The following is a 23596-nucleotide window of genomic DNA, read 5'->3' on the forward strand; positions in this document are numbered from 1 at the left end:
TTATGCTCTTATGCCGCTTCTATCTGTTTGGTGGTGTTGATGGGGTTGGGGTCCGCCCCTGGGGGGGGGGTGTGGGTTTCCCACCACTTCCCCCCCCCCCCACCGCCTCGTCGCGCGGCTTCGCGCTGCCGCTCCCCCCGACTCCCCGGCAGCCCCGCCGTTCCCCCCTGGCAGCACCCTCCGGCGAGAGCGGTCCGCACAGGCCCCGGCGAGCCCCCACCCCCGGGGACGTCGTTGGTATCACGTTAACAAACCGCGTGGTTGGTTTGTCAATAGCGAGATCCACGAAAAATCCACAAACGTGATGGTCGGTCCGGAAGGTTCCGCCAGGCGCTGGACCAGCGGATTGAGGCCCGACAAGGCGCCCGGTGGCCCTTCGGCGGGCGCGCGGCGGGCGCCGGTACGGGCGGCGGGCCGGGCGTGGGCCGTGCTGGAATCCGACATTCCGAGCATCATGGCAGCACGCAGTGACACCACGCGAGCGCTGAGCGCAGCGGATGCGTCCGGTGGTGCTCCGGCAGGCTGATGCGGAGTGAGTTCGCCGACGGGCCGGGCCCGGCGTACGTGAGCGCCCGTCAGCGCAGCAGTCGGCGCTCCTTGGCCACGGCCACCGCGCCGGCCCGGGTGTCCACCCCCAACTTGTCGTAGATCCGGCCGAGATGGGTCTTCACGGTGGCCTCGCTGATGAACAGCGCCCGGGCGATCTCCCGGTTGCCCAGCCCCTGCCCCAGCTGCGCGAGGATGTCCTGCTCGCGCTCGGTGAGCTGCGGTGCGGGCGCCCGCATCTGTGCCATCACCCGGGAGGCGACCGGCGGCGAGAGCACCGTGCGGCCCCGGGCGGCGGCGTGCACGGCGGCGAACAACTCCTCCGGCCGCTCGGCCTTCAGCAGGTAGCCGGTGGCGCCCGCGGCGATCGCCCGGGTGATGTCGGCGTCGGTGTCGTAGGTGGTGAGCACGAGCACGTGCGGGCCGCCCGGGGTGGCGGTGATCCGGCGGGTGGCCTCCACCCCGTCGATGCCGTCGCCGAGTTGGAGGTCCATCAGCACCACCTGCGGCGCCAGCCGGGCGGCCAGCGCGACCGCCTCCTCCCCGGTGCTGGCCTCGCCGACCACTGCGATGTCGCCCGCGCTGGCGAGCAGTGCCAGCAGGCCGGCCCGGACCACCGCGTGGTCGTCGCAGACCAGCAGCCGGACGGGGGCGTCGGTGGGGGAGCCGGTGGTGCTCATGCGGCCACCCCGCCGAGCCCATCGCGGCAGGAGCACCAGGAGCACCAGGAGCGCCCGTCGCACCCCGCGCGCCGGTCGGGGGCGGGTCCGGTTCGTTCGCTCATCGGTGCTCCAGGGGGATCGCGGCGGAGACGACGGTGCCCTCGCCGGGGGTGCTCTCCACGGTCAGGGTGCCACCGAACTGCCGCAGCCGGGCGCGCATCGCGGGCAGCCCGTACCCGCGGCCGCCGGCCGCCCCGACCGCGCCAGGGTCGAAGCCCTGCCCGTCGTCGGCGACGTCCAGGACGGCCTGGTCGCCCAGGTAGGACAGGGTGATCGCCGCGGCCGACGCTCCGGCGTGCTCCCGGACGTTGGCCAGCGCGCCCTGGGCGATCCGCAGCAGCGCGGACTGCGCGGCGGCGGGCAGCGGGACGGGCGTGCCGTCCAGGTGGAAGCGGACCGGCAGACCGCTCTCGGCGGCCTCCCGCCCGGCGAGCGCGCGCAGCGCCTGGTCGAGCGGACGGCCGTCGGCGAGTTCGGCCGGCGCGAGGTCGTGGACGAAGCGGCGGGCCTCGGCCAGGTTGCGGGCCGCCACCTCGGCGGCGGTCCGGACGTGGGCGCGGGCGGTCGTCGGCTCGGTGTCCCAGGTGCGCTCGGCGGCCTGCAACAGCATCTGCTGGCTGGACAGCCCCTGGGCCAGGGTGTCGTGGATCTCCATGGCCAGCCGCTCGCGCTCCGCGTGGGTGCCCTGCCGCCGTTCGGTGGCGGCGAGTTCGCGCCGGGTGCGGACCAGGTCGGTGATCAGGGCGCGCTGCCGGGCGTCCTGCCGGTCCATGAACAGGAACACGCCGGTGGCGAGCGCGGTTACCGCGAACGGCAGCAGGACGAGGGTGGCGTCCGCCCCGCCGGCCAGCCGGAGCTCGGCGATCACCACCAGCAGCGTCAGGGCCGCCACCAGCGGGATCGCCGCCCGGGCGGGGAGCGTGCGCAGCGCGGTGTAGATCAGCGGGACGGCGCACCAGGCGAAGCTCGGCGCGAGCAGCACCAGCACCACCCAGAGCGCGACCACCAGCGCCAGCGGCCACCGGCGCCGACGCGGAACCCGTCTGTCGGGCGAAGCGTCAGCCCCGGGCGCGGGCACTGGTGACAGTGGAGGTGGCGGGTGGCGGTGCGCGAGCCAGGAGCCGGCCGGCTGGGCGAGGGCGAGGGCGATGCTCAGCCCGATCACCCAGGGGATCCGGGGGTTGCCGGGGTGGTGGGTGAGGTAGCGGCTGAGCGAGGCGGCGAGCAGCAGCAGGAAGGCGGAGTCGAGCAGTACCGCCAGGCGGCCCGCGTCCGGGTCGCCGGCGTCGTGACCGGCGGCGGGGCGGGGCTGCTGCACGGGTGGCTCCTGGCTGGACGGGCGGTCGGCACCTGGCAGGCGATCGGCACCCCGGCGGGCACCGGCCGCCTCGACGGTGCGCCCGGTGCGCCCGGCGCACCGACCTGCACCGATCCCTCGATGGTGGCCCGGCCGTCCCGGTCCCGCATCAGCCGATCGGTTGACGGGGTTGTCCTCCATCATGCCCGCGCGGTCGCGCCGGAGCGTCGATGTGGCGGGCCCCGCCCCGGCCGGAGGATCGAGGTGGAGCCGGGCGGACCCCCTGCCGCCCGGCGGCCCCGATCCCGTTCGCCGATCCGCTGAGGAGCTGGACCATGAAGAAGATCTCCGGGCGCACCCGGGTGCTGACCGGCACCCTCGCCGCCGCCGCGCTCGCCGCCACCGTGGGCGCCGTCTCGGCCAGCGCCGAGACCTCCGAGACCCCGGCCGCGTCGGCCGCGGTGAAGGTCGACACCCAGAACAAGAACCTCGCCCAGAGCACCGGTCTGACCCTCGACGCCGCGACCCGCGCCGCCCAGGCGACCCTGGACGCGGCGGCCAAGGCCGGCCAGCACGTCTCGGTCGCGGTCGTCGACCGGGACGGCGTCACCCGGGTGCTGCTCAAGGGCGACGGCGCCGGCCCGCAGTCCCCGGAGTCGGCGCAGCGCAAGGCGTTCACGGCGGTCTCCTGGAACGCGCCGACCTCGGAGCTGACCAAGCGACTGGCCCAGGCCCCGACCCTCAAGGACATCCCGGGCACGCTGTTCCTGGCCGGCGGCGCCCCGGTGCAGTCCAAGGGCGCCCCGGTCGCGGCGATCGGTGTCGCGGGCGCGCCGAGCGGCGACCTGGACGAGCAGTTCGCGCAGGCGGGTGTCGCCGCACTGGCGAAGTGACCCCCTGGCCGGTCGGCCCGTCCCCTGATGCGCGGGGCGGGCCGACCGGCCAGGATGGGCGGTATGCCGACGATGACCGATGACCAGTGGCGGGCTTTCCTCTCCGAGGGCACCCGCACCGCCAAGCTCGCCACCACCCGGGCCGACGGCCGCCCGCACGTCGCGCCGGTCTGGTTCCTGCTGGACGGCGACGAGCTCGTCTTCAACACCGGTGCGGGCACCGTCAAGGGCCGCACCCTGGCCCGCGACGGCCGGGTGATGATCTGCGTGGACGACGACCGGCCGCCCTTTGCGTACGTCCTCGTGCAGGGCACCGCCCGGCTGAGCGAGGACCTGGCCGAGGTGCGCGCCTGGGCCACCCGGATCGCCACCCGGTACATGGGGGAGGACGTCGCGGAGCAGTACGGGGCCCGGAACGGCGTGCCGGGGGAACTGCTCGTTCGGGTGAAGATCGAGAAGGTCTCCGCAGAACACGGGGTGGCCCTCTGAAAAGCCGGTGCCACTGTCAGTGGTGCATGGCAGGCTTCCCGGTATGACGGCGTGGACCCTCAACGACATCGAACGTGCGATCCGCTCCTCCTGGGGTGTCGACACCTGTGCGCCCGAGGATCTGGCCCACTGGCGTCCCGACAATCCCGCCCGCGGCCAGTGCGGGGTGACGGCGATGGTGGTGCACGACCTGCTGGGCGGCGAGCTGATGATGGGCGAGGTGCACGTCGGCGGGATCCGGACGGATCTGCACTGGTGGAACCGCTTCGCCACCGGCATCGAGATCGACCTCACCCGCGAGCAGTTCGGGCCGGACGAACTGGTCAGCCCCGGCCGTCCGGTCGCCCGCCCGGCCCGCCCCGGCCGGCTCCAGGCCCAGTACGAGCTGCTGAGCCACCGGGTGGTCACCGAACTGGAGCGCGGCCGCGTCCGGCTGCCGGAGCGCGCCTGCGCGTGAGTCCGTCCAGTACGCAGGGGCCACCGTCTCCTGACGTACAGTCATCCGCAGTGCGGTGACGGTGGCGGTGACGGCGACGGGAGTGTGCGATGGCCGGGGCGACGATCGGCTTCGTGGGGCTGGGTGCGATGGGGCGGGGCATGGCCGGCAGCCTGCTGCGGGCCGGCCACGCCGTCCGGGTCTGGAACCGCTCGCCCGAGCCGGTGGCCGCCCTGGTGGCCGAGGGCGCCGAGGCGGCCGGCACGCTCGCCGAGGTGTACGCCGCCGACACCGTGGTCTCCATGCTCGCCAACGACGAGGCGGTCGAACGGCTGCTGCTCGACCCCGCCCTGCTCACGGGCGCCGCGACGACCCTGCACGTCAACATGGCCAGCATCTCCGTCGGGCTCGCCGAGCGCGCCGAGGCGCTGCACACCGAGCACGGCATCGGCTACCTGGCCGCCCCGGTCCTCGGCCGTCCGCCGGTCGCGGCGGCCGGCCGGTTGAACATCCTGACCGCCGGCGCGCCGGAGCTGCTGGCCCGCGCGGAGCCGCTGTTCGCCGCGATGGGGGAGCGCACCTGGCACTTCGGTACGAGCCCGCGACAGGCCAACACCGCCAAGATCAGCACCAACTTCCTGCTGGCCTGCGCGATCGAGTCGATGGCCGAGGCGTGCAGCCTGGCCGAGGCCCACGGCGTCCGGCCGACCGACCTGGTCGAGATGCTCACCGGCACGCTGTTCCCGGGGCCGGTCTACTCCGGCTACGGGGCGATGGTGGCCGAACGCCGCTACGAGCCGGCCGGGTTCAGGCTGCCGCTGGGACTCAAGGACGTCGGCCTGGCCCTGGAGGCCGGGGCCGCGCGGAACGTCCCGCTCCCGTTCGGCGGCATCCTGCGGGACGCCTTCCTGGACGCGCTGGCCCACGGCGACGCGGACAAGGACTGGGCGGCCGTCGCGGCCGTCGCCCGGCGCCGGGCCGGCCTGCCCGCCTGAGTGAACTCCCGGGCCCCGGACGTGGAATAACCGGGGTGCGGGGGGTGCTCGCACCTCCATCCGCACCACCGACCGGGGGAGTTCCGATGGCCGACCAGCCGGCGGGCGCCGAGGCGCCGCGCACCTTTCTGTTCCTCGACGCCAGTTCGCGTGCCGGCGGCAACTCCGAGCAACTCGCCCGGCTGGCCGCCGAGGCGAGCCTGCCGGCCGGGTCGGAGCAGCGCTGGCTGCGGCTGAGCGAGCACCCGCTGCCGCCCTTCGAGGACCTGCGGCACGTCGGGGACGGCCGCTACCCCGAGCCGGTCGGCCATGAACGGACCTTGCTGGACGCCACGTCGGCGGCCACCGACCTGGTCTTCGTCGCACCGCTGTACTGGTACTCGCTGCCGACCAGCGCGAAGCTCTACCTCGACCACTGGTCGTCCTGGCTCCGGCAGCCCGGGGCGGACTTCCGTGCCCGGATGCGCGGCGGCACCATCTGGGGCGTCACCGCCCTCGCCACCGAGGACGACAAGGCCGAACCGCTGATCGGCACGCTCCGGCTGACGGCCGAGTACATGGGGATGCGCTGGGGCGGCGCGCTGCTCGGCAACGGCACCCGCCCCGGGGACGTGCTGCGCGACGAGCGGGCGCTGATCGCGGCCAAGTCCTTCTTCACGGGCTGAGCCCGCGCACCCGTTCCCGCGGGCGCTCACACGGGCGCTCACCGGACGTTCACACAACCGATCGCTTCACGCCACGTGAGGCCGTGCGATACGGTCCTCCGGGCGTGTACCCGTCACTCTCCGGTCATCTTTCGGCAAAGAGCAAAAGCCTTACCGCAGGACGGAATTGGGCGATTCGGGCACTCCCGTCCCGTGAGCGGTCCCCAGCGTGACACCCGCCTTCCGGAGTGGCCGGATCCTTCGGTAATCTCCGTCGGACTTTCAAGCTTCGCGAGGGGTTCGAGGCGTCCACGGCCGCCCGCCCCGCCGCGCCCCGGGCCTCGCCCGGACTCTTCCGTGAGGTCTCCCTTGTCCATACGTCGCAGTCTTGCCCTTGCCGGCGTCGCCGCGCTCGCGTCCTCGCTCGTGCTGTCCGGCGCCCAGGGCGCCATGGCCGTCGGCACCACCGGTTCCCCGTCCGCCGCCGCCCAGGCGGCCGGCAAGGCCTCCCACCAGAGCCTCGACCTCTCGGTGAACGGCGTGCCCGGCACCTTCATCGCCGGCGGCGACGCCCGCGACTTCACCTTCAAGATCGACAACTCGACGAAGCACGACTTCCTCTTCCTCCCGCTGCTCAAGTTCAAGAACAAGGCGGGCTCGCTCAAGGCGAAGGACCTCAAGGTCCAGTACCAGCTGCCCGGCGGCCAGTGGCAGACCGGTTCGGTCGCCGCCGACGGCGGCGAGGACAAGGACAAGTCCGTCCTCACCCTGCTCGGCGCCCTCGGCCAGGACGGCAACCCCACCGACGACGACCTGCTCGTCGTGAACCGTGGCAAGAGCTTCTCGATCAAGGTCCGGGTCTCCTTCGCCTCGGAGGCGCCGCTCGGCCGGGCCGGCGTCGTCCCGGTGGTGTTCTCCGCCGAGCTCGACGACGAGACCCACGCGCCGGTCGACGGGGGCCACCTCAGCTGCGACGGCGTCCGCGGCGCGGGCTTCGTGATCAAGGCGGGCGGCGGCGGAAAGCCGAGCCCGACCATCACCCCGACCCACACCGGCAAGCCCAGCCCGACCGCGAGCACCTCGCCGACGGCCTCCCACTCGCCGACCACCTCCACCTCGCCGACGCCCTCCCACTCGGCGACCGCGAGCACGTCGCCGACCGCCACGGCCACGGCCACGGCCACCACCTCCACTTCGGCCACCCCGAGCGCCGAACCGACCACGCCGTCGCCCTCGGTCCCGCCGACCACCCCGACCACCCCGACCACGGGCGAGCCGTCCGGCTCCGCCTCCGCGTCGACCTCCGCCCCGGCCCCGGCCGACGGCAACGGCGACACCGCCGGCCCGATCGACTTCCCGGTGGCCGTCCCGACCCTCACCCCGCCGCCGCTCACCCCGGCCGCCGTCACCAAGGCCAAGGCCGCCGCCGACAACGGCGACAAGGCCCTGGCCCAGACCGGTGGCGGTGACGACACCACCGCCATCGCCGTGGCCGGCGGCGCCGTGCTGCTCGCCGGTGTCGGCACCCTCGTGGCGCTGCGCCGCCGCAAGTCGGCCCAGCAGGGCTGACCGCGGCCGCAGGGCGCGCTCCAGCCGTCACACCGAGGCGGTACCCGCCTGACAACCGCCCGCGGCCCCCCGCCCGGCCGTAGGCCGGCCGCCGGGCGGGGCCGGGGGGGGCCCCCCCGCGCCAAAGGTTTGCGGGCGGGGGGGGGGGGGACCCCCCGCCTCCCCCCGGTGGCGGTCCCCGCCTCACCCCCCCCCGGGCCGCCCGGCCCGCCTTACCCCGGACCCCGGGGGGGGCGCGGGCGGGACGCCTCCGTCACATAGGATGTCCGGCCGGAGGGGGGCGGAACCGGCGGGGAGAGGGACAGGTGCGGGAATCACGCACGGCACGGACGGCCACCGACTACGAGTCGGCGACCGGGCGGATCGCGGGGCTGCCGCTGCGCAGGCACCACGTTCTGCTGGTGGCCTGGACGGTGCTCTGGTTCTTCCTGGTCGAGCCCAGCGGAGGCTTCTCCTGGCACTACCTGCGCCAGGGCGAGCAGCTGCTCTTCAGCGACCACCCGGACGGCGGGCTGGCGCTCTACGCCCACCACCCGGAACTGCAGATCGGCCCGGTCAGCCTGGCCGTGGCCCGGCTCACGGCCCCGTTCTCGGCCCACACCGGCCAGCTGATCGCCGAGGCGGCGATGTCCGGGCTCGGCCTGGTGATGCTCGTCCTGATCGGTCGCACCGCCGCCCTGTACTACCTGGGCACCGGCACCAACCACCGCCGGCTCCAGCAGCGCCTGCTGATCGCCGGGCTGGCGTTCATCCCGATGTGGGTCGAGGTCTCGGTCCGCTTCGCGCACCTGGACGACGTCCTGGCGCTGTTCTTCACCACCCTCGCCGTGCACGCCCTGGCCCGCGGCAAACCCACCATGGTCGGCGTCTACCTGGCGCTGGCGGTGGACTCCAAGCCCTGGGCGATCGCCTTCGCCCCGCTGATCCTGGCGCTGCCCAGGCCCGCCTGGCTGCGCAGCGCGCTCTGGTTCGTCGGACTGGTGGCGATCGCCTGGCTGCCCTTCTACCTGGGCAATCTGGACACCCTGGCCGCCGCCAAGTTCACCATCCCCAACCAGCCGGCCTCCGCACTGCGCTGGTTCGGGGTGACCGACCCGGCCACCCCCTGGTGGGACCGTCCGACCCAGTTCGCCCTCGGCCTCGGCCTCGGCACCATCGCGGTCTGGCGCGGCCGCTGGCCGGCCGTGGTGCTGCTCGGTGCGGACGCCCGGATCCTGCTCGACCCGAGCGTCTACACCTACTACACGGCCTCGATCCTGCTCGGCACCCTGCTCTGGGACGCGGTCGGGCAGAAGCGGCTCGTCCCGTGGTGGAGCTGGATAGCGCTGGCGGCGCTGTACGGCGGGACGCTGTTCATCCCGTCCGACGCGGGCCGCGGCTTCGTCCGGCTGGCCTTCGTGGTGGTCTCCGCCGCGTACGTGCTGTTCTGGCCCACCCAGCAGACGCGCCGCCCGCGGTCCCCGGCGGACGGCGAGGGGCGGCGCCGTTCCTCCCGGCGGCGTGAGCGCGTCCTGACCGGCACCGGAGCCTGACCGGCACAGGCACAGGCACAGGCACAGGCACGGGCGCAGTCACGGCGTCGGTGCCCTCCCTTCCGAGGACGGCTTGACCCTCACGCGGCGTGAGAGCGGAGGCTGGTGGTCAGCACGAAGGGAGAACCCGGATGAGCAGCGAGGGCTACTCGGTCGGCGCCGTGGCCAAGATCGCCAAGGTGACCGTCCGCACCCTGCACCACTACGACGAGATCGGCCTGTTGTCCCCCGCGGGCCGCACCCGGACCGGCTACCGCCGCTACCAGGACGCCGACCTCGACCGGTTGCAGCAGATCCTCTTCTACCGCGAACTCGGGTTCCCCCTGGAAGAGATCGCGGCGATCCTGGACGACGACTCGGTCAGCCCGAGCGAGCACCTCCGGCGGCAGCACCGACTGCTGACCGACCGGATCAGGCACCTCCAGGACCTCGCCACAGCCGTCGAACACGCCATGGAGGCACGAAGAATGGGCATTCAGCTGAGCCCGGAGGAGAAGTTCGAGATCTTCGGCGAGGGCTACCAGGAGGAGTGGGAGCAGGAGGCCGAACAGCGCTGGGGCGACACCGCGGCCTGGGCCGAGTCGCAGCGCCGCACCGGCGGCTACGACAAGGCCGACTGGCAGCGGATCCAGACGGAGATGGCCGACCTCAACACCCGCCTGGTCGAGGCGCTCGCCGCCGGCGAACCCGCCGACGGCGCCGCCGCCACGGACCTCGCCGAGGCGCACCGGCAGCACATCTGCCAGAACTTCTACGACTGCACGTTCACCATCCACCGCGGCCTGGCCGGGCTGTACGTCTCCGACCCGCGGTGGACCACCACCTACGAGAACCTCGCCCCGGGCCTGGCGCAGTGGCTGCACGACGCCATCCTCGCCAACGCGGACCGGCACGAGAAGGCATAGTCGCCGCCGGACGCCGGACGCCGGACGCCGGACGCCGGACGCCGGGCCGCGTGGCCGGGGGGGCTACGCGACCCCGCGCCCGAAGGAGCGCCGGTAGGCGGTCGGGGAGGTGCGCATCACCCGGCCGAAGTGGTGGCGGAAGGTCGCGGCGCTCTCGAAGCCGACCGCCGCCGCGATCTCCTCCACCGTCCCCTCCGGTGACTCCAGCAACGGCAGGCTGGCCGCGATGCGCTGGGTGACGACCCAGCGCATCGGGCTGGTGCCGTTGCGGGCCGTGAAGTGCCGCAGGTACGAGCGGTCCGACATCCGGGCGGCGCGGGCCAGCAGCGGGACGGTCAGCGGGGACGCCAGGTGGCCCATCGCCCACTGCATGCTGCGGGCGACCCCGTCGTCCTCCTCCTCGACCGGGCGGACGGCGGCCTCGATGAACTGGGCCTGCCCGCCGTCCCGGTGCGGCGCCACCACGAAGCGGCGGGCCACGCTGTTGGCGACCTTGGCGCCGTGGTCGCGGCGGACCAGGTGCAGGCAGAGGTCGATCCCGGCGGCGCTGCCCGCGCTGGTGAGCACGTTCCCGTTGTCGACGTACAGCACGTCCGGGTTGACCCGCACGTCCGGGTGGCGCTGCTGGAGCAGGTCGGCGTACCGCCAGTGGGTGGTCGCCTCCTGCCCGTCGAGCAGTCCGGCGGCGGCCAGCGCGAAGGCGCCCGAGCAGATCGAGACGATCCGGGCGCCGCGCTCGTGCGCCGTCCGCAGCGCGGTGACCAGCCCGGGGGAGACCGCGCCGCTGAACGCGTTCGGCACCCCGGGGACCACCACGGTGTCGGCCGAGGCCAGTTCGTCCAGTCCGTGCCGGGCGGTCAGCGCGAACCCGCCCACCGCGTCCAGCGCCGTCCCGGGCCGGTCGGCGCACACCTTCAGCCCGTACCAGGGCGCTGCCAGCAGGCCGCCCAGTTCGGGCCGGGCCAGCCCGAACACCTCCACCACCACGCCGAGTTCGAAGGGCGCCATGCCCGCGAAGGCGTACACCGCGACGTGGTGCACCGGCTCCGGGCGGGTGCCGATGGCGACGGGCACCGGGCCCGGCCCGGTGCCGACCGGGCCCTCGACGTGCTGCTCGGTCATGCGGACCCCCTGCTGACGGGTGGCGGGATGGCGGTGAGTGTAGCCGTTCCGGCCGGCCGGGAATCTGCTCGAATCCACCTGCAACCTCCACCCCGGTCACACGTCCATTGGTACGGGGGCGGAGAGGGGCGGGCCGAGGGCGGCTGTCAGGATCTCCCCGATCACGATCTTGATCAGGAGTCCTGACGGTCCGGCGAGAGCCGCCACCGTCCCGGGGGAAAGCGGAAACGCGCATGTCCATGGCCATCGGGCCGATCGCCGGGCCGACGAGGGGGCGCGGTTTCTCCGTTCGCGGAGTGGTCGCCGTGCTGTTCGGCGCGCAGGAGGCCGACGAGGTGCCCGCCGGTCCGGGTGACGAGCAGGCGGCGCAGCGCCGTTCCGGCTTCCGGCTGCTGCGCGGCGGGCGCAGGCCCGCGGAGGACCGGCCCACCCTGACCGACCTGTACCACGCCCACCGGCTGGGCCTGGTGCGGATGGCCGTCCTCCTGGTCGACCACCAGGACCTGGCCGAGGACGTCGTCCAGGAGGCCTTCACCCAGCTCTACCAGCGGTACGGCGAGCACCTGGACGACCTGGACAATGCGCTCGGGTACCTGCGCACCGCGGTGGTCAACGGCGCCCGGTCGGTGCTGCGCCGCCGGAAGACCGCCCGCGAGTACGTCCCGCCGCACGAGCCCGACGCCGCCTCCGCGGAGGACCACGCGGTGCTCAACGACGAGCACCGGCGGGTGCTCGCGGCCATGCAGGAGCTGACCCCCCGCCAGCGCGAGGTGCTGGTGCTGCGCTACTGGTCCGACCTGTCGGAGGCGCAGATCGCCGAGACCCTGGGGCTGTCCCGGGGCGCCGTGAAGTCCACCGCCAGCCGGGCCCTGGACGCCTTGGAAAAGCATCTGGAGAAGGTTCGATGACCGACAAGCTCCCCGGCCGCGAGAGCGGAGGCCGAGACGGTGACGGGCCGGCCGAGACGGCGACCGAACGGCTGCTGCGCGAGGCGATGAACGCCCGCACCTCGCTGATCACCGCGCACGACCTGCGCCCGGCGCAACCGCCGCGCGGCCGGGTGCGGCGCTTGCGCCCGGTGTACCTGACCGCCGTGCCGGTCTTCGCGCTGGCCGCCTCCCTGGCGATCGGCCTGCTCACCTTCCACGGCGACCCGCTGGCCAGGAAGGACGTCCCCCCGCCGGCCGCCACCACGACGACCTCGCCGAGCCCGACCCCCGAACCGACGGCCGCCCCGACCCCCACGGCCCCCTCGCCGGACACCGGCAGTCCCGCCGCCGACCCGGAGACCGGGGCCCCGCTCTCCGACCCGACGTCGGTCGGCACCCGGACGACGGCGCCGCCCACCACCCCCGCCACCACCCCGGCCACCACCGCGCCGGCCGGGACGACGTACCCCTTCCGGGGCGTCAAGTTCAAGATCCCGCCGGGCTGGCGGGCCGTCAATCCGGATCCTGCCGCCAACAGCCTCTGCATCCTGAGCCCGAGTGCTCCGCAGGACGCGTCGGCCGGGGACTGCCTGCCGCACGGCGTGCTCTTGACGGTCCTGGACCAGGAGTCGGAGTCCTGGCCGAGGCTGCCCGACCTGGATTCCGACAGCGGTTGGTCCACGCAGCCCTGGTGCCCGGCGTGGTCCTACTCCCCCACGCTCGCCAGGAGCGGACAGATCGACAGTGTCGGCCCGACCAGGAGCACACCCACCGTGGCAGGCCGTGCCGCACGCAAGTCGCAGTGGCAGATCAACTGCGGTGGCGACGCCTTCACGGCCCAGATGTGGGCCCTGCCGAAGGACTTCGTGTCCGTCGCGGCGATCGGCCTCAAGGCCGACTACCAGCCCGGACTGATGACGATCGTCAACACCCTCGACCTGAGCGGCCGCCAGGCGCCGCCCACGGAGGCCAACCGGAACGACATCGCGGTGAGCTTCGACGGCCTGGCGGCCGGTCAGCAGCTGACGGCGGGGAGTTCGGCCGTCACCTTCTCGGTGACCTTCCGGAACACCAGCCAGAACACCTACGGCCGGTTGCAGCCGCTGGTCGTCACGGAGCCCTACCCGGGTTCGCCGCCGGTGCAGGTCGTACAGGGGCCCAACGACGGCAAGCTGGAGCGTCAGGACGGTGACACCTGGCGGCCGGCGCCGATGGGGCCGGGCAGCGACATGGGCTACGCGGTGGCGGACCAGGCGTCGCTGTTCTCCCTGGCCCCGGGGCAGACCAGGAAGGTCACCTACCGGCTGACCCTGGGCGCCGGGAACGGCCCGGGGGACATGCCGGTCTCGGCGCAGGTGACGCTTCCGTACAACGGAAGCAAGCTGACCGTGCTCGGCGAGAAGAAGATCTCCGTCAAGGTCACCAAGTGACACGAGGGCCCGGCCTCCCCACCGCGGGGAGGCCGGGCCCTCGGAGGGTGGATCAGGCCAGCGAGGCCATCCAGGCCTCGACCTCGTCGGCGCGGCGCGGCAGGCCGGCCGAGAGGTTCTCGTTGCCGTCGGCGGTGACCAGGATGTCGTCCTCGATCCGGACGCCGATGCCGCGGTACTCCTGCGGCACGGTCAGGTCGTCCTGCTGGAAGTACAGGCCGGGCTCGACGGTGAGGACCATGCCGGGCACCAGCAGCGCGTCGGCGTGCTCCTCGCGGCGGGAGTGGGCGCAGTCGTGGACGTCGAGGCCGAGCATGTGGCCGGTGCCGTGCAGGGTCCAGCGGCGCTGGAGGCCCAGCTCCAGGACCTTCTCGACGTCGTAGGCCGAGGCGTCCAGCAGGCCCCAGGCGAGCAGGCGTTCGGCGAGCACGCGCTGCGAGGCGTCGTGGAAGTCGCGGAAGCGGGCGCCGGGCTTCACCGCGGCGATGCCGGCCTCCTGGGCGTCGTACACGGCGTCGTAGATCTTGCGCTGGAGGTCGTTGAAGCGGCCGTCGATCGGCAGGGTGCGGGTGACGTCGGCGGTGTAGAGGGTGTGGGTCTCCACGCCGGCGTCCAGCAGCAGCAGCTCGCCGGGGCGGACGTCGCCGTCGTTGCGGACCCAGTGCAGCGTGGTGGCGTGCGGGCCGGCGGCGGCGATGGTGCCGTAGCCGACGTCGTTGCCATCGACCCGGGCGCGGCGCCAGAAGGTGCCCTCGATCCAGCGCTCGGAGGTGGCGACGGCCTGGCCGAGCTCGCGGACCACATCGGTGAAGCCCTTGACGGTGGCGTCGCAGGCGGCGCGCAGCTCGCCGACCTCCCACTCGTCCTTGACCAGCCGCAGGCCGCTCAGGAACTCCTTGAATTCGGCGTCCCGGTCGGCGTCCAGCACGTCGGCCAGGGTGTCCTCCAGGCCGGCGTCGTAGCCGCGGACGATCCGGGTGGGCACCGCGGAGTCCTTGGCGCGCCCGGCCAGTTCCTCGGCGGCCTTGCGCACGTCGCGCGCCGGCAGGCCGAGCAGCTGCTCCTGCTCGCCCAGGCTGTTGCGGCGGCCGACCCACAGCTCGCCGTAGCCGTCCAGCCAGAACTCGCCGTTCTCGCGGTCGGAGCGGGGCAGCAGGTAGAGGGCGAACTCGTGGCCGGCGTCGCCGGTGGGCTCGGCGACGAGCACGGCGTCCTCGGTCTGGTCGCCGGTGAGGTGCACGTACTCGCTGGAGGCGCGGAAGCTGTAGTCGGTGTCGTTGGAGCGCACCCGCAGGTTGCCGGCCGGGACGACCAGCCGCTCGCCGGGGTAGGCGGCGGAGAGCCGGGCGCGACGCTCGGCCGCGTACGGGGCCTGGGCGACCGGGACGAGGCCGTGCAGGTCGGTGTCGGCCCAGCCGGTCTTCATCGAGGCGGCCAGCTCGTCGGAGACCTCGCCGTACAGGCCGTTCTTGCGGCCCTTGAACTGCTGCGGCTCGTCGCCGCCGTCGGCTTCGGGGTTCTCGGCCACTGCGGGCGTGCGGTCCTCGGTCACGTGTAACGCCTCCTTGGGGTGGTACCGCCGCCCCTCGGGGGAGTGTCGGATCGCGACACGCGCGGGCGGCCGTGCGTCCATGGTACGGACGCCCGGCCGCTCGCCCGTTCGGGGTCGGGACGACTGTTCGGGGCGGCTATTCGAAGCGGGCCGCGAGCAGCAGCAGGTCGTCGGTGGCCGGTCCGGGCTCGGGGTCGGGGCAGACGGCCAGCAGGTGGGCGCAGAGCCGGTCCGGGTCGATCCGCACGTCGCGCGGGGCGTCGGCGGCGGCCCGGCGCAGGTTGGCCTGGCCGGCGTGCAGGGTCGGGCCGCAGCGGCGGGCCAGCCCCTCGGTGTAGAGCAGCAGGGTGTCGCCGCGGTCGGCGGTGAGCTCGACGCCGGGGGCCTCCCAGCAGGCCAGCATGCCGAGCGGGGCGGAGAGCGAGGTCTCCACGAACTCGGCGCCGTGCCGGCCGACCAGGACGGGCGGGCAGTGGCCGGCGCCGGCCAGAGTGATCCGGCGCTCCTCGGGTTCCACCCAGGCGTAGACGGCGGTGGCGGTGCGGGCCGGCTCGGTGGTCTTGAGCAGCAGTTCCAGGTCGCCGAGGACGGACACCGGGTCCTCGCCCTCCAGGACGGCGTAGGCGCGCAGCGCGGCCCGGATCCTGCCCATCGCGGCGGCCGCGCCGGGGGCGGAGCCGGGGCCCGCGCCGGGGCCGTCGCCGGAGACGGAGCCGACGGTGAGGCCGACGGTGCCGTCCGGCAGCGGGATGGCGTCGTACCAGTCGCTGCCGCAGGAGCGGTCCAGGCCGGCCGGGAGGATCCGGGCGGCCAGCCGCAGGCCGGCGGGCTGGGGGAGCCGGTCGGGCAGCAGGCCGCGGCGCAGCGCCTCGGTGGTGCGCCGGACCTTGTCCGCCTCCAGCTGCTTGGCGAGCAGCGGGGCGGCGATCCCGGCGTAGCGGTGGGCGAGCTCGCGCTGGCGCTCGGTGGGTTCGGCGGGTTCGTCGTAGAACCAGAGGGCGGCGGCGAGCGGGCCGTCCTCCTCGGTGGCGAGCGGCAGGCCGTAGCAGCCGCCGAGGCCGAGCTGGGCGGCGAGTTCGCGCAGCCGGGCGCCGGTGGCCGGGTCCTCGGCGAGGTCGGGGGAGTGCAGCCGTTCGGGCCGGTCCTGTTCGCGCAGCAGCCTGGCGAGCAGGCTCTGCTCGGGCGGGACGGTCTCCAGCGCGCCGAGGCTGGCGCGGTCGAGGCCGAGGCCGACGGGCTGGCCGGGCCTGCCGCCGGGCATCCGGGTGACCAGGACGCCGCGGCGGGCGCCGAGCAGGGCGGCGCCGGAGGCGAGGACGGTGTCCAGGGTGGCGGCGAGGCCGCGGGCGCGGGCGAGCTGTTCGGTGTGCCGGTGCAGGCTGGTGAAATCGGACAGTCGTCCGGCCAAACGGTCCTGCACCCCGGCGGCCGGTGCCGTGCGGACGTCCGCCGCGCTGTCCTGCGCGTCGGCGGGGCCGGGGAAGCCCGGTGGGTCGAGGACGGTCAGCCCGCCGGCGCTGCCGGGCTCGCCCGGCTCGGAGGGTGTCGACGACGACGGGTGGGACTCGGTCATGCCGCCACTCCTGACGTGCTACGTGCCATGCGGAACCCCCAGGTACGGCCGGTGTGGAGCGATGACGGCCAAAGGGCGCGTTTCGCCTCGATTCGCTACTACTCGTCATTGATCGACAGCAATGCCACCACTTCTACACAGGCCATTTGGGGCATGTCCAGATCCAGGACGACGCGGTGGCCTGTTCCACATCCGCGAGACCCGGTCGGGGGGCGCGTACGGCCTGGCCGCGCGCCGGTCCGGTCGGGAGGCATGGAGGGGACCGGGAGCGGGCAGAACGGAGGGGACGGACCCGGCGGCCGTCCGGATCGTATGCCCGCGCCGCCCGGGACCCGGGCTGGCCGGAAGTCTCTCACTCGTACGGTGGAACCAAGCGCGCCCGGGCGGCGTCCATCCGGTCGCATACGGGATTCTCGTTCCAGGGGCTGTTTCAGTGCGCGGCCCTTCTCATGTCGTGCTCCACACCGTGATCCACGTCGTCGCCACGCCGCCCGCCATGCCGCCCGCCCCCCTTCGCGCCGCCGGGGCCGTGCCACCGCGGGTCCGCGTGACGAGTCCCGGCGGTGCCGACGGGCCGGAGCGAACCGAGCGGTCAGGGAAAGGAACGAGCGCCATGCGTGAGAACCCGAAAGATCCGTGTCCGCCCGCCACTCCCCACCACCCCGTCCAGGACGACGTCGCACGTCAGCGCCCTGCCCGGCTCGCCGCGGCCCTGACGGCCGCCGTCGACCACCGCTGGCCCGTGGTGCCGGGGGCCGTTCTGCGCGGCGGCCAGTGCTCCTGCGGCGACCAGGACTGCGTCGTGCCGGGCGCGCACCCGCACGACCCGTCGCTGCTGGCCGCCACCACGGACGCCCGGATGGTGCGCTGGTGGTGGGAGCGGCAGAGCCCGGACGCTCCGGTGCTGGCCGCCACCGGTTCGGTGGTCTCGGCGGTCAGCCTGCCGGCGGCGGCCGGCGCCCGGGCGCTGGTCTACCTGGGCGCGCTGCGGCTGCCGCTCGGTCCGGTGCTGGCGATGCCGGGCCGGTACGCGCTGCTGGTGGCCCCGTACTCGCTGGACGCGCTCGGCGAGATGCTCGCTCAACTCCCTTGGGTGCCAGGCTCGTTGCGCTACCACGGGGTGGACGGCTTCCTGCCGCTGCCGCCCGGCGGGGCGGCCGGCCGGGTGCGCTGGGTGCTGGCCCCGTGCCCGGACGCCGACGGCGGGGTGTGGCTGCCGCAGGTCGGGCCGCTGCTGGGCGAGTTGGTGGAGGCGACGGTCCGGTTGGGCAGCGGTCGCTCGGCGTACTGATCCGCCGGTCCGTTCCCGGGCCGCTCGTCGGGGCCCTGCGGAAAACAAAAGATCCGGCCGCTGGCGACGGGGGATGCACCAGCGGCCGGACTCTTTAGACAGTAACAAGGATCCGCGCCCGCGCCAATTTCCAAGAGGCCCTGCCCGCCCGGAAATTGCGGCTTCATGGCGACAATGTGACGCGTATCACCCGGATCCCGGGCGCTTTAGTTCAAGGTGACCTGACGGTTCACCAGGTTCGCGCGGGCGCGCCGCTCCTCGGCGGTCAACGGGGTCTCGTCGGCGAGCACCGAGGCCAGCCGCTCGGCGAACTCGGCGGCCGGCTTCTCGCAGTCGGCGGCGGTCATGGCGAGCGGGAGGTCCCAGACCGGGACGGTCAGGCCGTGCGCGCGGAACGAGCCGACCAGGCGGGTGTCCGGGCCGAGCGAGGACTGGTCGGCGGCGCTCAACCGGGCCAGCGCGTCCAGCAGCCGCTCCTCGGGCACGGTCATCACCCAGCGCAGGTGGTTCTTGTCGGGGGTGCCGCACCAGTAGGCGGCGTCGGCGCTCGCCAGCTTCTCGGTCGGGATGGCCGAGGCGTTGGCGCGCTCCAGGGAGGCGGCGACCTCGCCGGTCGCGGTCTCGGCGTCCTCCAGCCAGAACTCGAAGCCGGTGTGCACGGCGGGCGTGAACGCGGCGTTGACGTCCAGCAGGTCCTGGAGCCGGCGTCCGCCCGCCTCGGTCCGGCGGGACGGCACCGGGTTGCCCGGCTCGGTGGCCAGCGCCAGCTCCAGGGCGTCCGCGAGGTCGCGGCTGAGGTCGCCGGAGGAGGACTGGGTCTGCAGGCCGAGCAGGATGGAGCCGTCCTGGCGGCGCAGGGCCGGCCAGGCCAGCGGCAGCACGGTGGCCAGGGTCACCGACGGGACGTCGCCGGTGGCGCCCTCGGCCACCCCGGCGGCCAGCGTCAGCGGCACCGTGGCGGCGGGCACCAGCTCGCGCAGCGCGACCCAGTCGGCCTCGCCCGCCAGGCCCTCGAACGGGCGGTGCACCAGCTCCTGCACCGCGTGCGAGGCCTCCCGGCCGTGACAGGCCTTGTACCGGCGGCCCGAACCGCAGGGGCAGTTCTCGCGGGCCCCCACCACGGGGACCTCGCCCGTGACGGCGGTGGTGGACTGACGCTGCGGCGCCTTCTTGGCGGCCTTCTTGCCCATGGTGCGGCTCTCCCGGGAACGGTGGTCCTTTGCTCCGGGCAGCCTACTGACGTTCCCCCGGCGCGCGGGCACGCGCCGGGCGGACGGGTGGGGGGCGCGCGTCGGTTCAGGCGCTGCGGGCGTCACCACCGGTGCGCCGGGCGTGCCGGGCCCGGGCGGGCAGCGCCGCCCAGACCGTCACCTCGCCGGGCGCGTCGCGCACGCCCCAGTCGCTGGCCAGCTGGCCGACGATGTTCAGGCCGCGACCGCCGCGCGAGGTCAGCGAGGGGCCGGCGGGCAGCGGCCGGGTGGTCGCGCCGCCGTCGGTGACCTCCAGGGTGAGCACGCCGTCGGCGTGCAGCTGCCAGCGGACCAGCACGCCGCCGTCCGTTCCGCTCCCGTGCTCCTCGCGCTCCCGGCCGCCCGGTGCGGGGTGCGTTCCGGAGGGGACGCCGACCAGCAGCTGGTCCACCACCTCGGCCCGCGCGCCGCGCCCCAGGGCCCGCAGCGGGCCGAGCGGACGGGCGTACCGACAGGCGTTGCTCAGCAGTTCGGAAAGGATCAATACGGCATCATCAATGACCGGCTCCGGTATCTGCCGGTCGCCGAGATCTCGACGCAGTCGGCGCCGTGCGACCCCGACACTCGCCGGGCCGTGCGGCACTGCCATGGTCGATGAAGTCGGCACTTCACGCGCCACCATCAACGCCACCCCCGGACCTCCTTCAGCGTATGCCGAGGGAGAGATGCCCCTTGGTAATGCGTCGGAAACGACCGCCGGACGATCCCGCGAGGACATTTCAAGCGATTGCGACCGAGGGTGGACCTGAGGTCATTCCGTGCTCACCCTGCGTCGCCCCGGTGCATGAATTCCGGCAATAACGGGCCCGGAAGGTTTGACTGCCGACCAGAACGATCAGGTTGTGTCCGGGCTTTGCGGGTGGATTTGCGGGCGGCCCGCCGCCCGACGGCGGATCACCGCCCGAGCTGCGCCAGGACCTCGGCGGGCCGGTTGGTGATGATCGCGGACACCCCGAGCTCCAGGCACAGTTCCACGTCGGCCGGTTCGTCCACGGTCCACACGTGCACCTCGTGCCCCAGCTCGCGCAGCCGCGTCACCAGCTGCGGGCGGGCCCGCACCAGGTCGATGCCCGGCCCGGCGATCCGCGCCCCGCCCGGCAGCGGGGAGCCCGGGCGCAGCCGGCCGACCAGCGGCAGGGTCCGTTCGAACAGGAACACCCGCCGGTACTCCGGCGCCGAGGCCGCCACCCGGTCCAGCCCCACCGAGGAGAAGCTCATGATCCGGGCCGAGGGGCGCTCGCCCTCCCGGCTCGCGCCGATCTTGAAGCGTTCGAGCGTCCGCAGCAGCTCGGCCTCCACCCGGCCGCGGTAGCGCACCGGGTGCTTGGTCTCGATCGCCAGGTCCACCGGGCGGCCGCAGTCCACCACCAGCTCCAGCAGCCGCTCCAGCCGCAGCACGCCGCGCAGCTCGGGGTCGGTGCTGGGGCGGCCGGTCTTCCAGGCGCCGAAGTCGTACGCCTCCAGCTCGGCCAGCGTCATCGCCGAGACGGTGCCCTGGCCGTTGGAGACCCGGCCGATCCGGCGGTCGTGCACGCAGACCAGCTCGCCGTCGGCGGTCAGCCGGACGTCGCACTCGACCGCGTCCGCGCCCTCGTCGAGCGCGCGCCGGTACGCCGCCAGGGTGTGCTCGGGCAGGGCGTGCGAGGAACCGCGGTGGGCGATCACCTGGACGGGCGGCGTGGTGCGCGCCGCCGTCGAGGACGGGTCTGTGCTGGTCACGGGCCCCACGATAGGCGGCGGAAGTGACGCGCAGGCGAAGACGGCCCCAATCCGCGGGGCCGTCTTCGGTGCCGGTCGGTCAGCTCCGCGCCGCCCTGCGGGTCAGCGGGGTGAGCGCCCAGGTGACCAGGGCCGGCACCAGGAAGGCGAACAGCGAGGCCGACGTCCACTCCTGCGGGGTGAAGTGCAGGGCGTCCTGGGCGGAGGTCCAGAAGTCCGTCCACCAGCCGGCCACCGCGGTCGGCGCGATGAACTGGTAGACCGCGAAGCCCAGCACCCACGGCAGCAGCATCAGGCGGCGCGAGGGCGCGTCGGCGGAGAGGTTCCAGCCGTACCGGCCGGCGCCGAAGAAGTAGTCCACCGCCAGCACCGCCAGCAGCGGCACGAAGACCGAGCCGATCAGGCCCAGGAAGTTGGTGTAGGTGTCGGTGAACTTGTCGATCTGCAGCGCCAGCACGGTGATCAGCAGGCCGATCCCGCCGGTCAGCACCCGGCGGTCCACCTTCGGCAGCAGGTTCTGCACCGACATCGCGGTCGAGTACACGTTGGCGAAGGACTGGTCCGTCTCGCGCAGCACCAGCACCAGCAGGAACAGCCAGCCGGCCCAGACGCCGAGGAAGGAGTCGAAGATCCTGTTCGGGTCGCCGTCGGACTGCAGCAGGGCCATCAGGCCGAGCACGTAGCACCAGACCTGGGCGATCGTGTAGCCGGAGAAGCTGCCCCAGAACGCCGAGCGCGCGGTGCGCGAGTGCCGGGTGTAGTCGGCGGCCAACGGGACGAAGGAGATCGACACCGCGATCATCGCGTCGGTGGCGCCCAGGAAGCCGTGCCAGTTGCCGGCGCCCGGGTCGGGCACCCCCTGGCGGCCCAACTGGACGGTGAAGTACACCATCGCGACGGCGACCGCACCGGCCACGAAGCGGCGCAGCACCGCGATCGAGCCCAGCGGCCAGATGGTCAGCGCGGTGGTCAGCGCGCCCGCCAGGAGCACGAACAGCCAGCGGTAGCCGTCGGTGTGGGCGACGGTCTGCGCGCCCGCCGCGATCGTCAGCAGCTCGAACACGCCCCAGCCGACGCACTGGACGATGTTCAGCACCGTCGGGACGTACGACAGCCGGGTGCCGAACAGCCCGCGCAGGTTCGCCATCGCGGGCGCACCGGTACGGGCCCCGATCAGCGCGGCCACGCCGAGCATCGCGGTGCCGACCACGGTGCCGGCCACGATCGCGGTCACCGCGGCGGCCAGCGACAGCTCGCTGCCCTTGGCGCCGAGCACGGTCGCGGCGGTGGAGAAGCCGATCAGGCTGACGCCCAGGTTCATCCAGAGCGCGAAGTGGTCCCGGAAGCGCAGCGTGCGCGGCGGCTCGGTGTCCAGTACGAGCGGTGCCTCGGCACGCTCCGGGCGGTCCAGGAGGGCGGTCGCCGTGTCGGTGGGGCCCGTGCGACCGCTGTCATCGCTGTCACCGTCGTGAGCGGTCGGGGACGGTTCGGGGAAACCCTTGGACGCGGGCGCGCCCGAAGAAGAGGATGGCGAAGCAGGCGACATGGCCGATACTCCCTACGCCGGCATTACCCGGACAGGTTCCGGCGGTCTGCGCCCCCTCGACGGTCCGCCCACGATCCCGTGGCGTACGGTCGACCAGCGCACTCTCAGCCTGGTCGGTCCAAGCTCCCGCGTGTCAGTTGTGAGCGACAGGCTAACCGGCCCGGGGGTGAACGCCAAGGCCACGGGGTGTGCGGCCCGCATCGCGGGACGTCCGGCGGAGGTGGGGGAGCCTCCGGTCGTCGGCCTGGTCGCCGGTTCGGTCGTCGGTTCGGCCGTCGAGTTGCTCGTCGGCTCGGTCGCCGGCTCGGTCGTCGGCGCAGGACAGCCTGGTCGGCGGCCCGGCTGTCGGCGGCGGCTAAGGATTCTTATGAGTTATTCAGAGGGGTCCTTACGGCAATCGAATCGGCAGTACGAAAAACTATGGTCCTTGGTTCTGTCAGCTATGGAGGTCGTTCGTGAGCACCGAGCGCGAGGTTGGGCCCACCGGGCCGCAGGGGGAGCAGCCCTCGGGCGGCCAGGCGGCGGCTGTTCCCGCTTCCGACGGCCACGCCTCGGGCGGGCACCAGCCGACACTGGCCTTCGGCCGGGTCCCCGAGCCCGCGGCCGCGCCGGCCGCCGAGGCCGCACCGGCTGAGGCCGCGCCGACCGAAGGCGCGCCGACCGATGGTGTTCCGGCCGAGGGCGGGTACCAGCCCACCGTGGCCTTCACCAAGGTCCCCGCGCCGGAGACGGCCCCGCAGGCCCCGGCCGCGCCGGTCGCCGACGCGCCGGCCGCCCCGGTCGACGCCGCCACCGGCTACATCGACGCGCCGCCGCCGGTCCTGCCGCCCGCCCCGCCGGTCCCGGCCGCGCCGGCGGCACCCGTCGCACCTGTCGCACCCGTCGCCGAGAGCCCGGCCCTGCCGCCGGGTGCCAACCCGTACGCCACCCCGGCCCACGGCGTCCCCGCCGCCGGCCCGCACGACCCGTACGGCACCCCGGCCGCCCCCGGCGCGCCCGCCGCGCACCCCGCGCCCGGCCACCACCCGTTCGGCGCCGGCCCGCCCCCCGGCGGGGGGGGGGCCCCCCCCCGCGCCGGCGGCGGGGGGCGGGGCCCGCGGGGCGCCGCCGGGCCCCCGCGGCACCCGGCCCGCGCGCCCCGCGGGCCCCGCGCGCC

General features: G+C 74.2%; 21 protein-coding genes, 1 pseudogene and 1 riboswitch. Of the genes and pseudogenes, 12 read left to right on the forward strand and 10 right to left on the reverse strand.

The window, feature by feature from the left end; translation table 11 throughout:
- Positions 1–240 precede the first annotated feature (240 nt).
- The 3 genes from ACFV6D_RS09995 to ACFV6D_RS10005 form a co-directional block, all read right to left on the reverse strand.
- Positions 241–444, reverse strand: coding sequence for a hypothetical protein (locus ACFV6D_RS09995; RefSeq protein WP_380559099.1), 204 nt, complete (start codon positions 442–444; stop codon positions 241–243).
- A gap of 131 nt (positions 445–575) precedes the next feature.
- The gene (locus ACFV6D_RS10000; protein ID WP_063348555.1) at positions 576–1226 is read right to left on the reverse strand and encodes a response regulator transcription factor; all 651 of its coding nucleotides are present in this window, start codon (positions 1224–1226) and stop codon (positions 576–578) included.
- A 100-nt stretch (positions 1227–1326) separates the two neighbouring features.
- Entirely contained in the window at positions 1327–2586 is a 1260-nt protein-coding gene (locus ACFV6D_RS10005) for a sensor histidine kinase (RefSeq protein ID WP_380559101.1), read from the reverse strand.
- A 314-nt stretch (positions 2587–2900) separates the two neighbouring features.
- Between ACFV6D_RS10005 and ACFV6D_RS10010 the strand changes: the two genes are divergently transcribed.
- The 8 genes from ACFV6D_RS10010 (at position 2901) to ACFV6D_RS10045 (ending at position 10028) form a co-directional block, all read left to right on the forward strand.
- Complete coding sequence (locus ACFV6D_RS10010; RefSeq protein WP_380559103.1) at positions 2901–3458, forward strand: heme-binding protein; 558 nt, start codon at positions 2901–2903, stop codon at positions 3456–3458.
- A 72-nt stretch (positions 3459–3530) separates the two neighbouring features.
- Complete coding sequence (locus tag ACFV6D_RS10015; RefSeq protein WP_380559119.1) at positions 3531–3947, forward strand: PPOX class F420-dependent oxidoreductase; 417 nt, start codon at positions 3531–3533, stop codon at positions 3945–3947.
- A gap of 43 nt (positions 3948–3990) precedes the next feature.
- Entirely contained in the window at positions 3991–4404 is a 414-nt protein-coding gene (locus ACFV6D_RS10020; RefSeq protein WP_063348559.1) for a hypothetical protein, read from the forward strand.
- A gap of 89 nt (positions 4405–4493) precedes the next feature.
- Positions 4494–5378 (forward strand): NAD(P)-dependent oxidoreductase, encoded by an 885-nt coding sequence (locus tag ACFV6D_RS10025; RefSeq protein ID WP_380559105.1) that lies wholly within the window; start codon positions 4494–4496, stop codon positions 5376–5378.
- Positions 5379–5464: 86 nt separating this feature from the next.
- Positions 5465–6043 carry a flavodoxin family protein gene (locus tag ACFV6D_RS10030; protein WP_063348561.1) on the forward strand — a complete coding sequence of 193 codons (579 nt, stop codon included), beginning with the start codon at positions 5465–5467 and terminating at the stop codon, positions 6041–6043.
- Between the two features lie 348 nt (positions 6044–6391).
- A complete protein-coding gene (locus ACFV6D_RS10035) occupies positions 6392–7591 on the forward strand; it encodes an LPXTG cell wall anchor domain-containing protein (RefSeq protein WP_380430667.1) in 1200 nt (399 codons plus the stop codon).
- 305 nt (positions 7592–7896) lie between these two features.
- Positions 7897–9123, forward strand: a complete 1227-nt coding sequence (locus ACFV6D_RS10040) for a hypothetical protein (protein WP_380559107.1) — start codon at positions 7897–7899, stop codon at positions 9121–9123.
- A 131-nt stretch (positions 9124–9254) separates the two neighbouring features.
- A complete protein-coding gene (locus ACFV6D_RS10045) occupies positions 9255–10028 on the forward strand; it encodes a MerR family transcriptional regulator (protein WP_380339956.1) in 774 nt (257 codons plus the stop codon).
- A 63-nt stretch (positions 10029–10091) separates the two neighbouring features.
- On the opposite strand, the gene ACFV6D_RS10050 is transcribed toward ACFV6D_RS10045, so the two are convergent.
- Positions 10092–11150 (reverse strand): helix-turn-helix domain-containing protein, encoded by a 1059-nt coding sequence (locus ACFV6D_RS10050; RefSeq protein WP_380339954.1) that lies wholly within the window; start codon positions 11148–11150, stop codon positions 10092–10094.
- A 233-nt stretch (positions 11151–11383) separates the two neighbouring features.
- Between ACFV6D_RS10050 and ACFV6D_RS10055 the strand changes: the two genes are divergently transcribed.
- Both ACFV6D_RS10055 and ACFV6D_RS10060 read left to right on the forward strand, forming a co-directional pair.
- Positions 11384–12058: an RNA polymerase sigma factor gene (locus tag ACFV6D_RS10055; RefSeq protein WP_380559109.1), complete on the forward strand. Its 675-nt coding sequence runs from the start codon at positions 11384–11386 to the stop codon at positions 12056–12058.
- A complete protein-coding gene (locus ACFV6D_RS10060) occupies positions 12055–13509 on the forward strand; it encodes a hypothetical protein (protein WP_380559111.1) in 1455 nt (484 codons plus the stop codon). The genes ACFV6D_RS10055 and ACFV6D_RS10060 overlap by 4 nt, the downstream gene beginning before the upstream one ends.
- Before the next feature lie 52 nt (positions 13510–13561).
- Here the strand turns inward: ACFV6D_RS10060 and ACFV6D_RS10065 are convergent, their stop codons facing one another.
- Together ACFV6D_RS10065 and ACFV6D_RS10070 are read right to left on the reverse strand one after the other, a co-directional pair.
- Entirely contained in the window at positions 13562–15061 is a 1500-nt protein-coding gene (locus ACFV6D_RS10065) for an aminopeptidase P family protein (protein ID WP_380429370.1), read from the reverse strand.
- A 136-nt stretch (positions 15062–15197) separates the two neighbouring features.
- Positions 15198–16634 carry a PP2C family protein-serine/threonine phosphatase gene (locus ACFV6D_RS10070; protein WP_380559113.1) on the reverse strand — a complete coding sequence of 479 codons (1437 nt, stop codon included), beginning with the start codon at positions 16632–16634 and terminating at the stop codon, positions 15198–15200.
- Positions 16635–17247: 613 nt separating this feature from the next.
- Here ACFV6D_RS10070 and ACFV6D_RS10075 point away from each other — a divergent pair.
- A complete protein-coding gene (locus ACFV6D_RS10075) occupies positions 17248–17925 on the forward strand; it encodes a bifunctional DNA primase/polymerase (protein WP_380559115.1) in 678 nt (225 codons plus the stop codon).
- Positions 17926–18131: 206 nt separating this feature from the next.
- Here the strand turns inward: ACFV6D_RS10075 and ACFV6D_RS10080 are convergent, their stop codons facing one another.
- The 4 genes from ACFV6D_RS10080 to ACFV6D_RS10095 all read right to left on the reverse strand — a co-directional run bounded on the left by ACFV6D_RS10080 (position 18132) and on the right by ACFV6D_RS10095 (position 22440).
- Complete coding sequence (locus ACFV6D_RS10080; RefSeq protein WP_063348567.1) at positions 18132–19115, reverse strand: DUF5926 family protein; 984 nt, start codon at positions 19113–19115, stop codon at positions 18132–18134.
- A gap of 106 nt (positions 19116–19221) precedes the next feature.
- On the reverse strand, positions 19222–19893 hold the full coding sequence (locus tag ACFV6D_RS10085) for an ATP-binding protein (protein ID WP_347878539.1): 672 nt from the start codon (positions 19891–19893) through the stop codon (positions 19222–19224).
- 176 nt (positions 19894–20069) lie between these two features.
- The gene (locus tag ACFV6D_RS10090; RefSeq protein WP_063348569.1) at positions 20070–20894 is read right to left on the reverse strand and encodes a glycerophosphodiester phosphodiesterase family protein; all 825 of its coding nucleotides are present in this window, start codon (positions 20892–20894) and stop codon (positions 20070–20072) included.
- Between the two features lie 79 nt (positions 20895–20973).
- Positions 20974–22440, reverse strand: coding sequence for a purine-cytosine permease family protein (locus ACFV6D_RS10095; protein ID WP_380559117.1), 1467 nt, complete (start codon positions 22438–22440; stop codon positions 20974–20976).
- Positions 22433–22580, reverse strand: a riboswitch (TPP riboswitch). (Overlaps the previous gene by 8 nt.)
- Positions 22581–22895: 315 nt before the next feature.
- On the opposite strand from ACFV6D_RS10095, the pseudogene ACFV6D_RS10100 reads away from it, so the two are divergent.
- Positions 22896–23596: pseudogene (locus tag ACFV6D_RS10100) on the forward strand (hypothetical protein); the annotation flags it as partial.

The organism is Kitasatospora sp. NPDC059812 (assembly GCF_042732075.1).
Lineage (GTDB): Bacteria > Actinomycetota > Actinomycetes > Streptomycetales > Streptomycetaceae > Kitasatospora.

Coding starts and splice junctions, on each gene's coding strand:
- ACFV6D_RS09995 (WP_380559099.1), bottom strand. CDS start 444: ATGTCGGATTCCAGCACGGCCCACGCCCGGCCCGCCGCCCGTACCGGC.
- ACFV6D_RS10000 (WP_063348555.1), bottom strand. CDS start 1,226: ATGAGCACCACCGGCTCCCCCACCGACGCCCCCGTCCGGCTGCTGGTC.
- ACFV6D_RS10010 (WP_380559103.1), top strand. CDS start 2,901: ATGAAGAAGATCTCCGGGCGCACCCGGGTGCTGACCGGCACCCTCGCC.
- ACFV6D_RS10015 (WP_380559119.1), top strand. CDS start 3,531: ATGACCGATGACCAGTGGCGGGCTTTCCTCTCCGAGGGCACCCGCACC.
- ACFV6D_RS10020 (WP_063348559.1), top strand. CDS start 3,991: ATGACGGCGTGGACCCTCAACGACATCGAACGTGCGATCCGCTCCTCC.
- ACFV6D_RS10025 (WP_380559105.1), top strand. CDS start 4,494: ATGGCCGGGGCGACGATCGGCTTCGTGGGGCTGGGTGCGATGGGGCGG.
- ACFV6D_RS10030 (WP_063348561.1), top strand. CDS start 5,465: ATGGCCGACCAGCCGGCGGGCGCCGAGGCGCCGCGCACCTTTCTGTTC.
- ACFV6D_RS10045 (WP_380339956.1), top strand. CDS start 9,255: ATGAGCAGCGAGGGCTACTCGGTCGGCGCCGTGGCCAAGATCGCCAAG.
- ACFV6D_RS10050 (WP_380339954.1), bottom strand. CDS start 11,150: ATGACCGAGCAGCACGTCGAGGGCCCGGTCGGCACCGGGCCGGGCCCG.
- ACFV6D_RS10055 (WP_380559109.1), top strand. CDS start 11,384: ATGTCCATGGCCATCGGGCCGATCGCCGGGCCGACGAGGGGGCGCGGT.
- ACFV6D_RS10060 (WP_380559111.1), top strand. CDS start 12,055: ATGACCGACAAGCTCCCCGGCCGCGAGAGCGGAGGCCGAGACGGTGAC.
- ACFV6D_RS10070 (WP_380559113.1), bottom strand. CDS start 16,634: ATGACCGAGTCCCACCCGTCGTCGTCGACACCCTCCGAGCCGGGCGAG.
- ACFV6D_RS10075 (WP_380559115.1), top strand. CDS start 17,248: ATGCGTGAGAACCCGAAAGATCCGTGTCCGCCCGCCACTCCCCACCAC.
- ACFV6D_RS10080 (WP_063348567.1), bottom strand. CDS start 19,115: ATGGGCAAGAAGGCCGCCAAGAAGGCGCCGCAGCGTCAGTCCACCACC.
- ACFV6D_RS10085 (WP_347878539.1), bottom strand. CDS start 19,893: ATGTCCTCGCGGGATCGTCCGGCGGTCGTTTCCGACGCATTACCAAGG.
- ACFV6D_RS10095 (WP_380559117.1), bottom strand. CDS start 22,440: ATGTCGCCTGCTTCGCCATCCTCTTCTTCGGGCGCGCCCGCGTCCAAG.